Annotated in this window: 15 protein-coding genes; 4 read left to right on the top strand and 11 right to left on the bottom strand. The window is 65.3% G+C overall.

The annotated features are described in order from the left end of the window. Nucleotides 1–21 precede the first annotated feature (21 nt). The 8 genes from KA248_00555 to KA248_00520 all read right to left on the bottom strand — a co-directional run bounded on the left by KA248_00555 (nucleotide 22) and on the right by KA248_00520 (nucleotide 5,620). The gene (locus KA248_00555) at nucleotides 22–1,656 is read right to left on the bottom strand and encodes a hypothetical protein (protein ID MBP7828384.1); all 1,635 of its coding nucleotides are present in this window, start codon (nucleotides 1,654–1,656) and stop codon (nucleotides 22–24) included. Next, nucleotides 1,653–2,261, bottom strand: coding sequence for a DNA-3-methyladenine glycosylase I (locus KA248_00550; GenBank protein ID MBP7828383.1), 609 nt, complete (start codon nucleotides 2,259–2,261; stop codon nucleotides 1,653–1,655). Before KA248_00550 ends, KA248_00555 begins: the two co-directional genes overlap by 4 nt. Beyond that, nucleotides 2,258–2,752 (bottom strand): hypothetical protein, encoded by a 495-nt coding sequence (locus tag KA248_00545; protein MBP7828382.1) that lies wholly within the window; start codon nucleotides 2,750–2,752, stop codon nucleotides 2,258–2,260. Before KA248_00545 ends, KA248_00550 begins: the two co-directional genes overlap by 4 nt. Then, on the bottom strand, nucleotides 2,749–3,111 hold the full coding sequence (locus KA248_00540; GenBank protein ID MBP7828381.1) for a YajD family HNH nuclease: 363 nt from the start codon (nucleotides 3,109–3,111) through the stop codon (nucleotides 2,749–2,751). Before KA248_00540 ends, KA248_00545 begins: the two co-directional genes overlap by 4 nt. Nucleotides 3,112–3,155: 44 nt before the next feature. Next, nucleotides 3,156–3,587 carry an acyl-CoA thioesterase gene (locus tag KA248_00535; protein MBP7828380.1) on the bottom strand — a complete coding sequence of 144 codons (432 nt, stop codon included), beginning with the start codon at nucleotides 3,585–3,587 and terminating at the stop codon, nucleotides 3,156–3,158. An 11-nt stretch (nucleotides 3,588–3,598) separates the two neighbouring features. Further along, complete coding sequence (locus KA248_00530; protein MBP7828379.1) at nucleotides 3,599–4,096, bottom strand: flavin reductase; 498 nt, start codon at nucleotides 4,094–4,096, stop codon at nucleotides 3,599–3,601. A gap of 52 nt (nucleotides 4,097–4,148) precedes the next feature. After that, complete coding sequence (locus KA248_00525) at nucleotides 4,149–4,547, bottom strand: hypothetical protein (protein MBP7828378.1); 399 nt, start codon at nucleotides 4,545–4,547, stop codon at nucleotides 4,149–4,151. Between the two features lie 92 nt (nucleotides 4,548–4,639). After that, nucleotides 4,640–5,620, bottom strand: a complete 981-nt coding sequence (locus tag KA248_00520) for an aldolase catalytic domain-containing protein (protein ID MBP7828377.1) — start codon at nucleotides 5,618–5,620, stop codon at nucleotides 4,640–4,642. Between the two features lie 140 nt (nucleotides 5,621–5,760). Here KA248_00520 and KA248_00515 point away from each other — a divergent pair, with 140 nt between their 5' ends. The 3 genes from KA248_00515 to KA248_00505 all read left to right on the top strand — a co-directional run bounded on the left by KA248_00515 (nucleotide 5,761) and on the right by KA248_00505 (nucleotide 8,291). Next, complete coding sequence (locus KA248_00515) at nucleotides 5,761–6,672, top strand: hypothetical protein (GenBank protein ID MBP7828376.1); 912 nt, start codon at nucleotides 5,761–5,763, stop codon at nucleotides 6,670–6,672. A 7-nt stretch (nucleotides 6,673–6,679) separates the two neighbouring features. After that, a complete protein-coding gene (locus KA248_00510) occupies nucleotides 6,680–7,351 on the top strand; it encodes an NADAR family protein (GenBank protein MBP7828375.1) in 672 nt (223 codons plus the stop codon). A 115-nt stretch (nucleotides 7,352–7,466) separates the two neighbouring features. Beyond that, nucleotides 7,467–8,291 carry a hypothetical protein gene (locus tag KA248_00505; GenBank protein MBP7828374.1) on the top strand — a complete coding sequence of 275 codons (825 nt, stop codon included), beginning with the start codon at nucleotides 7,467–7,469 and terminating at the stop codon, nucleotides 8,289–8,291. A 758-nt stretch (nucleotides 8,292–9,049) separates the two neighbouring features. On the opposite strand, the gene KA248_00500 is transcribed toward KA248_00505, so the two are convergent. Beyond that, complete coding sequence (locus KA248_00500) at nucleotides 9,050–9,199, bottom strand: hypothetical protein (GenBank protein MBP7828373.1); 150 nt, start codon at nucleotides 9,197–9,199, stop codon at nucleotides 9,050–9,052. Beyond that, the gene (locus KA248_00495) at nucleotides 9,196–10,770 is read right to left on the bottom strand and encodes a sodium-dependent transporter (protein MBP7828372.1); all 1,575 of its coding nucleotides are present in this window, start codon (nucleotides 10,768–10,770) and stop codon (nucleotides 9,196–9,198) included. The genes KA248_00500 and KA248_00495 overlap by 4 nt, the downstream gene beginning before the upstream one ends. 219 nt (nucleotides 10,771–10,989) lie before the next feature. On the opposite strand from KA248_00495, the gene KA248_00490 reads away from it, so the two are divergent. Next, on the top strand, nucleotides 10,990–11,850 hold the full coding sequence (locus KA248_00490) for a site-specific DNA-methyltransferase (GenBank protein ID MBP7828371.1): 861 nt from the start codon (nucleotides 10,990–10,992) through the stop codon (nucleotides 11,848–11,850). Here KA248_00490 and KA248_00485 read toward each other — a convergent pair. After that, nucleotides 11,840–12,712 carry a hypothetical protein gene (locus KA248_00485; GenBank protein ID MBP7828370.1) on the bottom strand — a complete coding sequence of 291 codons (873 nt, stop codon included), beginning with the start codon at nucleotides 12,710–12,712 and terminating at the stop codon, nucleotides 11,840–11,842. The genes KA248_00490 and KA248_00485 overlap by 11 nt on opposite strands. Nucleotides 12,713–12,992 lie beyond the last annotated feature (280 nt).

The raw sequence follows: 12,992 nt of genomic DNA, 5'->3' as shown, positions 1-12,992 counted from the left end.
TTTCTTTCCGGGCAGACCGTTTCAGCGGGCCCGAAAGCTGCTGATGATCTCGACCAGCAGGTCCTCGTGGTCGTTGAAGGCTTCCTCCGAGGCCAGGGCCTGGACGATGTAGGCCTTCTCGTCGCCGATCACGATCATCATCACGCCCAGGAGGGGCTCCCCTTCCATCTCGCCGGAGGCCCCCGCCACGGCGGCGGGCAGGCCCTCGATCTCCAGCTTCTCGACATCGCCTTCCAGCTTCATGTCGAGGCCTTCCAGGTACTTCTTCAGCAGCGCCGACGCGCTCATCCCCGGGGCCTCCATGATCCCGATATTTACGACCAGGTTTCCGTCCTCGCTGGATGCCGTGAAGAGGGGATCGCCCGCCGAGTCCTCCTCCACTTCCGTCTCCCAGTCGCCCGGAAGCTGGATAGCCGCGCCCAGTTCCTTGACCTTGACCGTCTCCAACTCGTACCCGGCCTCGGCGTCCTCTTCCTCCGCGGTCTCCTCTTCTTCCTCCCGGTCCGCCACGGACGGGGGCGGCCGGCGGGCCGGCGGCATGCCCACGGCCGGCACGGCATCCGCCGCCGCCTCGCGAATGGGCATGACGCCCATCTGGCGCGCCGCCGCAATGTCGATCACGGCATAGTCCGTCGCGTCGCCCTCCTCGGGTTCCTCTTTGCCCAGTATAAACGGCAGGGCCTCCTCGAACTGCTGCTGGCCGGTGGCCGCGGCGTCCTCGAAGGAGGAATCGCCGAGCATCGTGGTTTCGACGCAGAGGGCGTCCTCCTGGTTCTCGTCGAGGTAGACGCCCACGAACATGTGGCCCGGCACGAACACCAGGAACGGATCCATCTCCAGTTTCCGGAAGATGGAGGCGAAGAGCACGCTGCCCTCGACACAGTTGGCCTGGCTGCCCCGGACCTGGTCGCCGATCAGCCGGATGTGCTGCGCACCGACGGTCGCGGACTCGCCGGAGCCCCGGGTAATGTTGCTGTACTTGAAGCCCCGGTCCTGGATGGCGCGGTAGACGGCCTCCAGTTCCTTCTGCACGTCCTCCGCCTCCTTCTGGTAGCCCGCGAAGGAGTCCACGTACCCCGCGTTGAGCGCCTCGGCCAGGATCTGGTCCACGATCGGGTGGTTCTCGTTCACGTAGGCGGCAATTAATTGCGAAGTGTCGTACACCTCCCCGTCTTCGTCTTCAAAGGCCAGGATGCAGTCGTTGACGGAACGGACGGGCACGCGCTTGCTCTTTTCGGGCAGGAGTTCGCCGTTGACCGTAACCCTCGCCGTCACGACCTCCGGGAAGGGCTGACGAACGGCGAGCAAAGCGTCGTAGTCAAACTTCAGGATCGGAAAGATTTCATAGGTCTCGCCCTTCTTCTCCAGGACGCCTTCCCAGACGCTCGGCTGGATCAGCTTGCCGCTGGAGATCTCGACGCGGACCGGGGTATGGGCCGCCGGCGACACGATGCTCACGCCGATGAAGCCCCACGGATCGCCCAGCGTGGAGGGATCGGGCTCCTCCTCGTCGTCAACCATCGTGGAGGTGGCGATGATGAGCGAGGGGTAGATGCTGTTGTCGATACCGACCTCGATATCCCACTCCGGCTCCCCCGCCGCGGCGGGAAGGACCAGGGCCAAGGCGAGAAGTACGGCGCACAGCAGGCGATTCATGGCTTTCTCCTGTTATTCCCGGGCCTTGCGGCCCGTTCCATTTTCCGAATTTCCGCGTGTCGAAAACAGCTGATGACGTGGTCGTTGACCATCCCTACCGCCTGCATGAACGCATAGCATATCGTGGAGCCCACGAAATTAAACCCGCGCCGTTTCAGATCCCGGCTCATCATGTCCGATAGGACGCTGCGCGAAGGCAGTTCATTCAACGACCGCCAGCGGTTCCGGACCGGCCGTCCCTCCACGAACCTCCAGAGATAGGCGCTGAACGTTCCGAATTCCGCGCGGATGGCGAGGAGGCCGCGGGCGTTCCGGATCGCCGCCTCGATCTTCAGCCGGTTCCGCACGAGGCCCGGGTCGGCCAGCAGGCGTTTCACGTCCCGCGCCGTGAAGCGGGCCACGACTTCAGGATCGAAGCCGCGGAAGGCGCGCCGGTAGTTTTCGCGCTTCTTGAGAATCGTCAGCCAGCTCAAGCCCGCCTGCGCGCCTTCGAGGACCAGCATCTCAAACAGCCTCCGGTCGTCGCGCACCGGCACGCCCCACTCGCGGTCGTGGTATTCCACGTACAGGGGATCGCCGAGGCACCAGGCGCAGCGCCGGATCACGGCTTCGCGCCCTCCGCCCGGCCGCCGCCGAGAAGGACCGCGCCGCTCTCTTCCAGCCGGACCGTCAGGCCCGCGACGTTGGCGACGATCTTCAGCGCGTCGTACAGCGACACCCGCCGCAGGCTCAACGTGACCGTCCGCGGCGGCGCCTCGCCGGACGCCGGCTCGGGCGGCAGGACGATGTGGACGCCCGTTCCCTCGGGATCGCCGGCGATGCTGGCCTCCACAAAGAACCGCACGACGTCCGGAAGGGCCGCGTTCCGAAACTCGATGGAGGGAACTATGATCTGCTGCAGCTTGTGCTTGAGCGCATCGGCCCTCGTATCGAGCCTCCGGAGCGTCAGGGGCCTGCCGTAGACCTCGATGACCGCGCCGTCCTTGTAAACGAACGGCCCGTACTCCGCGCCGACTTCCGGATCGGCCAGTATGAAGCTCTCCTCCGCGAAGGCGGCGGCGGCAAGAACCAGCAGGGCGACGGCACTTTTTTTCATGGCTTTTCTCCCGGGCGGCCCGCTTCGGGCGGGATGTCCTTCTTCAGCAGCGAATCGAGGTTCTCGAACGGGCTGAACGTGCCGGGCGCCGCCCGCTCATCCTGCGCGACCGCGCCGAGGCCCGCCATGAGGTTGCCCTCGTGCTCGTGATCGTGGCAGTAGAGGCACAACAATTCCCAGTTGCTGCCGTCGGGCGGATTGTTGTCGTGGTTGTGGTCGCGGTGGTGGACGGTCAACTCGCGCAGGCGCCGGCCCTCGAAGCCGCGCCCGCACCGGGCGCAGACGTGGGGAAACAGCTTCAGGGCGCGCTCGCGGTAGCCCTGCTGGCGCAGGGCCACGTCGCGATGCAGCTCCGCCAGCATCTTCTCGCGCGCCGCGGCGTCCATCGGCTTGGACGGTTTTTTCACAGCGCCGGCTCCAGGCACAGGGGAAAGAGCATCCGGAGACCCTCCGGGATCGTTCGGGGCCGCCCCGTGCCGGCATCCACGAACACCCAGTCCGTCTCGCCGCGCGCGAGGACCTGCCCGTCCGCGGCCCGTTCGAAGCGGTAGCGGCGGAGCGTGCGCACGCGCCGGAAACCAGTCACCCAGGTGGCGACGCGGAGACGGTCGCCGCTAAAAGCCGGCGCAAGATATTCCACATGGTGGGAGCGCACAACCCATCTGCCGCCGGCGTCGTGCAGGGCCCGCGTGCCGCCGACCGCGTCGGAATGGCGCACGGCGACGTCCTGCATCCACTGGACGTATACCACGTTGTTCACGTGGCCGTTGGTATCCACGGCCTCCGGCGGGACGAGGAACTCCTCGCGGTACACTGGATCGGCGGGGGCGTTCATTCCCTGAAAGCCTACCGCGCCAGGATCCGCTCGATCTCGCCGATGTAGACCCGGTGGTAGTCCGGGCCCTCGTAGAACGGACGGATCGTCGGGTCGACGAACTTCGCCGGGTCGAGGTCGGTGAAGGCGATCTTCCGGCACTCGATCATCAGCCGCGCCTGCTCGAACCAGACGTTCCCGCCTTTCGTGAACACGGGCGCGAGGCCGGCCTTTGCCGCCTTGTCCACGTTGCGGCCCGACTCCGTGCCGCACATGAGCAACTTGTCCCGCCAGCTCTCGTCGAAGAAGCACAGGGTGAAGCCCGCCGATTTCTCCAGGAACTCGAACGTGTAGCGCGAGGGCCGGACGAAGATGAAACAGACATTCCGGTCCCAGAGGACGCCCAGCCCGCCCCAGCTCGCGGTCATGGTGTTGAACTTCTCCCGCGCGCCGGCCGTGACCAGCATCCACTCCTGCCCGATCAGGCGGAAGGGATTCTCGCGGAAGTCCTCGATGCGCAACTCCTTCATGGCACACTCCTTCCCCGTCGGGGACGCAGCCTCGGCAACCGAACCCGCCCGCTTACTGCTTGTTCAGCGTGAGATGGGCCTCCTGGCCCTCGACATCACCGCCGAAGCCGCTCTCCCACCAGACGATCGTCATCGATCCGCCGCTGACGGTGCCGTCCACGGTGCCGTGGGGGGTCAGCGTGAGGTCCAGGGTCCCGCTGTTATTCCAACCGGACACGCTGCCGGCCATGTGCCGGTTCGGCCGCGTAATGTCGTAGGAGCCGCTGACGGAATTCCCGTTCTGGGTGAGCGTCATCGTGAAATCATTGAGCGCCACGCCGCCATCGTAGAAACCCGAGCCCTTCCACGTCCCGCTGACGCCCGAGCCGCCCCCCCCCTCCTCCTCGTCGTCTTCGCACCCGATCACGAACGCCGCCAGCAAGCATGCCATCAGGATGCCGATTCGCTTCATGGGCTGCCCCTCCTTGTGGACCGTTCCGTTCGCATCTCCTCCATGCCGGCATGATGGAGAAATCCCGGGCGGCGGGCAAGACCAGAACAGGGCTACTCGTTCATCTCGTCGTAAAACGCCACGTAATCGTCGGGGCGGTCGCCCTCGCGCAGCCTGATGGCGTCCCGCGGGTGCTCGTTAAGCACGCCGGTGATCGCGTACGGAATGCTGTAGCCCCAGTCCATCTCCTTCCGCATCGGCAGGATCGTCTCCTGCACGCACTGGAGAACGGCGCGCTCGAGGTACTTGGGGTTCTTGAGGAAGCTCAACAGCAGCTCCATGGGACAGTTGCCGGCCCCGCGCCCCAGCCCCATCAGGGTCGCGTCCAGCCGGGTCGCGCCCTTGATGATCGCCTCGATGGTATTCGCGAACGCGAGCTGCTGGTTGTTGTGGGTGTGGATGCCGATCTCCTTCTTGCCCTTCATGGCGGCGGCGAAGCGGCCGACCAGGTCGGCGATCTGCTCCATGTACAACGCCCCGTAGCTGTCCACGACGTACACGGCGGCGGCCGGGCTCTGCGCGATCACCTCCAGCGCCTTGTCGAGCTCGAACACGGGGACCGTGGAAACGGCCATCAAGTTGACGGTGGTCTCGTAGCCCTTCTCGTCGGCGTCCAGGACCATGTCGATCGCCGTCGGGATCTGGTGCGCGTAGCAGGCCACGCGGATGCAATCCACCACGCTGTCCTTCTTGGGGATGATGTCCTCGCGATAGTCCGTGCGCTCGGCATCGGCCATCACGCAGATTTTCAAGCCGGTCTTGTTCTCGCCCACGATGCGCCGGATATCCTCCTCGCCGCTGAATTTCCACGGGCCGAAATCCCTGGGCGGAAAAATCTTCTTCGAGGCGCGGTAGCCGAACTCCATGTAGTCCACGCCCGAGCCCACGCACGCCTGGTACACGCGGCGGACGAAGTCGTCGGAAAACCGGTGGCTATTCATCAGGCCGCCGTCCCGGACCGTGCAATCCACGACCTTGAGCTGGGGCCGGTACGTGACCCACTCCGCGCTCTGGAATTGTTCCTTCTTCGGCATATGCTTGAGCCCTCCCCCGCGGTATCCGGCGCGGGACCAGCAGTATGCCCCAATCCCGGGGTTACTCAAGCTCCGCCGCGCGCGAGCGTCCGCGGGATTCCGGCTTGTGCGCGGGCCGGGAAAGCCGCACAGTGCCGGCGATGAGAATACGGGTCCAGGCGGCCGGCCGGCGGCTCCTCCTTCTCCTCGTCCTGTTTCCCCGCCCCGCCCCGGCCTGGGGGCCGCTCGGGCACCGCACCATCGGGGTGCTCGCGGACGCCCGGCTCACCCCGGCGGGCCGCGCGTTCGTGGAGACAAGGCTGGATGACCCTTCTCTGGCAAGCGCGGCCAACTGGGCGGACGCGATCCGGAACAAGGAGCCGTACCGGGGCTCGATCTGGTACCACATCGAGAAGATCCCGGACGGCGCAACGTATCTCGACAACCTGCGAGCCCTCCCGGACTCGTTGCGGCTCAAGGGCGGGCTCGTGGCCGCGATCCTGGTCGCCGACGCGACCCTCCGCGATCCCGCCGCATCCCCCGCCGAGCAGACGGATGCGTTGAAATTCCTGACGCACCTGGTCGGGGATATCCACCAGCCTTTGCACACGGGCCGGCCGGAGGACAAGGGCGGGCTGACGATCCGGGTAACGTGGTTCGGGACGCCCATGACCCTGCACCGCGTGTGGGACTCCGGGCTGCTGGAGGCGGGCCGCTCGGATATCGCAGGCCTGCCGCCGCATCAGGCCGCCGCGGCGTATGCGGAGCACCTGGAACGCCGGTTCGGCGAGCAGGTTTCGGACGACGAAACGGACATCGAGGGCTGGCTGAACGAATCGCTGGCCCTCCGCCCGGGCGCCTACGAGACGACGTACGAGACGGACCCGGAGGCCTACCGGGCCCGGCATATCGAGGAAGCGGACCTCCGGCTCTACCTCGCGGGGATCCGCCTCGCGCGCAGGGTGAACGACCTCGCGGCGGGCGCGCCGCTCCCCGCGCGCGAAAAGGAATTGTGGCGCGACGTGGAAAGCCTGCTGGGCGACCCGCGAAAGATGGTTCGCCTCCACCGATGAGAAATCCATGCGAAGAATCATTGTGCTTCTACTGCTGGCCGCGCCGGGCGGCTGCGTCCGGCCGGCCACCGGCCCCTACCCGCCGGAGTGGTGGGCGCCCGTGCCCCGGGAGCAAGCGGCCTCGTGGGAAATCCTCCCGCAGGACGCCGGGACCGGCGAGGCGATCCTGTCCAAGCGGACGGAACTGGGGCTCCTCTCCAACTTCGCGCCGACCCCGTTCACGCTGGACGGCGAGACCTACGCGAGCGTCGAGGGCTTCTGGCAGATGCTGAAGTATCCCGAGGGGCCGGACGACGAGCGCCGGCGCGATCCGTCGATCGCGTGGCCCCACACCCGCGAGCAGGTCGCCCGGATGAGCGGGTTCGAGGCCAAGGCCGCCGGCACGGCCGCCAACGAAAACATGAAAAGGCTCGGCATCCGGTGGGTCACGTACCAGGGCCGCCGGCTGGACTACTCGGAAAAACGCAAAGGCGCGTTCTACCGCCTGATCCGCGCGGCCATGCAAGCCAAGCTGGAACAGAATCCGGAGGTCCGAGCCGTCCTGCTCAAGACCACCGGCCTGACGCTGCGGCCCGACCACCACCAGGGCCCGGACTCGCCCCCGGCGTGGCGGTATTATGACATCTGGATGGAGTTCCGCGACCGATGGCAAGGTAATGGGGCGCATCCGCACCGCTGACGCGGACTGATCGGATGGCCCGCAAGCCTTCTAGAAAGATAACATACCCGGGACCCGGCGCGGGGTGTAGGCCGAATGAAGCGGTTCGCGCGGGAGGGAAACAAGGAGCGCAGTGATGACCTCGGAGCATGAGCGGCAGGACCACCATACGGAGCGGATCCTGGAGGAGGCCGTGGCCCGCGAGACCGCCGTGCACGGCCGGCGCTGGGCGGCGCAGTACGGCGGGTACTTCAGCGATCCGGCCGTGGCCGCGCCGTTCCTCGACGTCATCGAGGCCGGCCTCCGCGCGAAGGCCCCGGACGTCCTGGTGGACCTCGGCGGCGGGACAGGCTTCATCCTCGCGGAGCTGATCCGGCGCGGAAAACTGCCGCCCGGGGTGAAACTCTACGACATGGACCTGTCGGATCGGCAGCTCGAAAGCCTGCCCGATCCCCGGATCCGGCCCCTGAAAAGTTCCTTCCTGGAGTTCCAGCGCGCCGCCGTGGCCACGGCAACGGAACGGCTGATGCTCATCACGCGCTCCACGCTGCACTACGCCGGGCTCGCGGGACAGAAGCCGCTGCTGAAGCATCTCCGCGAGCAGCTCCGGCCGGGCGAACTCTTCATCCACCAGACCGCCTGCAACGCCCGCCCCGAGGATGCGCTGCTGGTGGACGAACTGCTGGAGCGGCTCCACTCCGACAAGTGGCTGCCGCCGCTCGACTCGCTGATCCGCCTGTGCGAGGACGCCGGCTTCCGCGTGACCCGCGTGGCCGACGCCCCGGACCTGGCGATGGACGAGGCCACGCTCGCCGACCGCTATGGCATCGCACCCGGCGAAATGGCGGACATTCGCGCCCGGCTCGGTGAGGCTTACGCAGACTCCCCGCGCTGGAAAGCCACGCGGGCGGGCTTCGTGGTTCTGCTGGGCTACAAGATCCTCGCCTGCGAAGCGGCCTGATGCCGTCCCGGCCCGGGCTTCGGCGCCGAGCGCCCCCCCCATCCGCGCGTAAGGATGGCTCCTCCCTGCGCCCGCCGCTGTCTTTGCGGCTCGCGTGGATGCTCGCCCGGCAGAACGCTTTCTATACGATGCGGATCAAGTGCTCGCCTGGAGGGCGAGCGTCCCGCGAACCGTGACAGCCAAGGAGAACCTGCACGGCATCGTATAAGGTCGGAGGTCCTTGCGCGCGGATTTGGGCTCTCCTTCCGACGTTTACAGGGGGCCTGTCCCGACATAGCATGGCTCCCGAACTCGCTTGATCAAACGGGGGGTGATGATGGCCGCCGGCTCATACCAAATCCGGATGAATGCGGGTAGATTTCGGGCTCGCAGGAGCTCGCCCCTCCATGATTCCTGCCACTGGAGGGCGGAGCTCTGCGACGCCGTTCGTACCGCCTCTCACCCGTACCTGGTATCACAGGCAGAAGGACCGTTCGCGGACGAGATCCGCGCCTTCGAGAACGCGGACCGCGCGAAGCCGCCGCCGTCGAACGCCGTCCTGTTCGTCGGCAGCTCGACCCTCCGGCTCTGGCCGGACCTCCCGGGCGACTTCCCGGACGTACCCATGCTCAACCGCGGCTTCGGCGGCTCGACCATCCCGGATGTTCTCCGGTATATGGACCGGATTGTCCTGCCGTACCGCCCGCGCAGCGCAGCCCGGCGGGCTACGCCCTGTGGCGGGACGGCATCCGCCCATTCGTCCGGTAGCGGGCCCGCCCTTATTCCCGGTCGCCCGTGTCGATGTCGCCCTGGGCGTGGAGGTGCTCCGCCGCCTCGGGCGTCGCAACGACCTTGTGGATGCACCAGGCGAGCAGCCCCGTGAATCCGCCGCAGGCCAGCACCATGATGATCCATCCGGCGGGGGTCATGACGGCTCCTCCTTGTCCCAGGCGCGGTTGGCACTGCTGACGATCATCGAGAAGAAGGCGATGACGGCGGCGATGAGCACGACCGAGAGCAGCACGACCGGCGGGCCGTCCTCCGGCAACGTCACGATCGCGCGCCAGCGCTCCGGCAGGTTCTTCCAGGCCCAGAGCGCGAAGATCACGAGCAGATAGACCGGCGAAATGTATTTCAGCACGAACGGCAGGACGCGCGGGAGTTTGATTTCCGCCCCACGCCGCAGTTCCTCCATCCCCTTGTCGATGCCCAGGACCCAGGCGAAGACCACGGACTGGACGGTCGCGAAGATGAAGATGAAAAAGTTGGCCATCCAGAAGTCCAGCGTGTCCAGGGCGGTGAAGCCCTTGGAGAAGTAGACCACGAAGAAGCACCCGGCAAGCGTGATGAAGGTCAGGATGCTCACCGAGGCCTTGCGCCCGATCTTCAGCCCCTCCTCGAGCAGCGAGATGGAGGGCTGGAGCATGGAGAGCGAGCTGGTGATGGCCGCGAGGAAAAGCAGAAAAAAGAACAGGAAGCCGAAGAACGAGCCCAGCGGCATCTGGTTGAAAACGTTGGGGAGCGTCATGAAGCCCATACCGAACGTGCCCGGCGGGTTCTGGACCACGGCGGGGCCGAGGAACACGAAGGCGGCGGGGATGGCGATCATCCCGCCCAGCACGACCTCGCAGAACTCATTCCCGGCGGCGGCGGTGACCGCGCTCAAGGCCACGTCGTCGTTGGGCTTGAGGTAGGTCGCGTAGGTCAGGATCAGGCCGAAGCCCACGGAGAGGCTGAAAAAGATCTGGCCGGTCGCCGCCAGCCAGATCTCCGGGTTGGCCAGAGTCTGCCACAGGGTTTGCCCGGGTTTCGTCGGGTTCCACATGTAGCCGAGGCCGTTGACGACCGACTGCTCCGGGTGCGCCGGGTGGGCCGGCAGCGTCAGCACGCGGGCGAGGACGATCAGCGCGCAGACGACCAGCAACGGCATCGCCAGGTTGCAGAATTTTTCGATGCCGCGGGTGATCCCGCGGTAGATCAGGAACGTGTTGGCGACGAAGCAGATGCCGAGGAACACCAGCATGCGCGCCGCGGCCGGGGTGAAGAGCGCGCCGTTCTCCCGCGCGCCGACGAGCGTCAGGAAATGCTCCTCGATCGCCGCCATGTCCGCACCGAGCCGCCCGAAGTGTCCCGTCAGGTAGTCCCACGCGTACGACAGGCACCAGGCCTCGACGAAGAGGTAGTACATGTAGATCATCAGCGGCATCAGCGTGCCGATCATGCCCACGTACGCGCCCTTGCGGGAGCCCAGCACAAGCCGGAAGATACCGGGCGCGGAGTTGTGGCCCCGGCTGCCGCCCCAGCGGCCAAGCGCCCACTCGGCCCACGCCATCGGCAGGCCGACGATCAGGAAGGCCACCAGGTAAGGGATCAGGAACGCGCCGCCGCCGTACTTCGCCGCCTGGCCCGGGAACCGCAGGAAATTGCCCAGCCCGACGGCGCTGCCCGTGACCGCCAGGATCGCGCCGACCCGCGTGCCCCAGTATTCGCGTTTACTCACGGCTGTGCCCTCCCCATGCCGGCCGCACTATGCCAGTTGAAAACCGGGCCTGTCAAAGCCTTATGGAGAAGCCCAACTGCGCGCGTGAAGATTACTTACACCGTGCTTTCACATTGGCATTTGGCGCCCGATGGCATACCCTTTTTTGGCATGGTGAAGGCAGGGAGAAAGCGAACACAGCACGTGGTGAGAGACCCCGCGACGGTTGAATCGTATGGGATGACAAGCGTTGACGGCACGACAAGCCATCGCTTGATTCTTGGCGACAGCCGCACCATGCAAGAACTCGCGAATGAATCGGTCCACCTGGTGGTGACTTCTCCACCCTACTGGACACTGAAAGAATACAACCAGCATCCCGGGCAACTTGGATATGTGGCGGATTACGAGCAGTTCCTGGACGAGTTGGACAAGGTCTGGCGCGAGTGCTACCGCGTGCTGGTTCCTGGGGGCCGGCTGGTTTGTATTGTCGGGGATGTCTGCCTGGCCCGGCGCAAACACGGCCGGCACCTTGTGATGCCGCTGCATTCGGACATTACCGTCCGCTGCCGAAGGATCGGGTTCGACAACTTGAATCCGATTATATGGCTGAAAATTTCCAACGCGGCATTCGAGGCCAACACGTCGAGCAAGTTCCTCGGCAAGCCGTACGAGCCGAACGCCATCATCAAGAACGATATGGAGTTCATCCTGATGCAGCGCAAGCCCGGCGGCTACCGGCAACCCACGGAACGCCAACGCGAACTCAGCAGGATTCCGAAAGAGGACTTCCGTCTCTGGTGCCAGCAGACCTGGACCATGACCGGCGCAAGTACGCGCGAGCATCCTGCGCCGTTTCCCGTCGAAATGGCGCAGAGACTTGTGCGCATGTTCAGCTTCGCGGGGGACACGGTGCTGGATCCCTTCGCCGGAACGGGCACGACCCTGCTCGCCGCGATCCAGTGGGGGCGCCATTCCGTGGGCTACGAGATCGATCCGCACTATCACGCGTATGCGACAAAGCGGATCGAAGCCGAAAAGGGCGATTTCTACAGGCAATTCGACTTCGAGACGGTAGAGGCGCGCGCTGTCACGGGCTGACCCTCGTCCGGATCGCGCTTATCGCTGCGTTCCGAATCGAATCTTCGTTCTCGCTCGCAAAAACCACGACGTCGATATTCTCCGACCTCAAGCGAGCGGAGATGTGCGAATGCTCTTCCGTGAACGGATAGTAGATGAATGCCACGAACTTGCCGCGCGGGAAAACGGCCTTGAATTTCGCGGCCTTGTTCACGATTTCATCGCATCGTTTATGGATGTCCCGGCGGGCCTCGATCCGTTTCACATCCACGGCAATCTCGATATCGCCAGACGAGGGATAGGCGGCATCCAACTCGAAGTCCTCACCCTCCACTTCAAAATGACGCTTCTTGAACTCGCCCGGCTTTCCTTCGGTCGCAAGGACATTCGAGAGGGCAAATCGGACCCAGCGTTCCCACCGTCCCTTCTCTTTGCGTATCTCCTTGTCGAGAAACATAAGCCGATCCACGGAGCAGAAGCTCTCAAGCTCCATGCGCTCGGGCAGGAATGGCTTCAGGTAGCCGGCGAGGGCCTTGGCGGAATCGCTGCGGAACCGCGGGCGGTATGAATTCAGACCCTTCAGCCCAAGGTCGCGCTCGATCGCCCGCTCCGCGATATTGCAGAGGATCATCAGCGGTTTGGCCAGCAACGGATACTTGGCCAGGATACGACCCAATTCTGTCGCGTTGACGTCGGCGAAATGAATGACGAAGCATGGTTCTTTGCGGATGTACTCCTTGAACGCCTCCGCCGCCTGTTTCCGAATGACCCCTGCCCGCTTATCGGCTTCGGGCGCGGCACGCTTCAGGTAATCGCGGTGTGACGCATATCCCCGCTTCTCGGCAAGAACGCCGGGCTGCTCGATCGGCAACTTGAGTTCCAAGTTTTCCCCTGTCATGTCTGCGGAGACTATGGCAGGTGCGGTCGTGAGTCAATCAGTTGCGCTCAAGCGGTTGTCCCGCTCGCGGGGCGACGATGCCGCATCTGCTTTTCGGGTTCGAAAATCGCTTGTGCGAACCAGTTTCCGCCGCTTATTCGTCGCAAATCGTTGATTGATTAACCAACCCCTGGTCCGCCCCGGAAGAATGCGTCAATACTAGGCGGACCCAAGCGTGACAGACTGCGCACTTCGTCGAGTCACACTGACACATATTGGCGCAGCA

This window comes from Kiritimatiellia bacterium, assembly GCA_018001225.1.
Lineage (GTDB): Bacteria > Verrucomicrobiota > Kiritimatiellia > CAIQIC01 > JAGNIJ01 > JAGNIJ01.
Note: the sequence above shows the minus strand (reverse complement) of the source record. Positions and strands in the feature narration are given on the sequence as shown.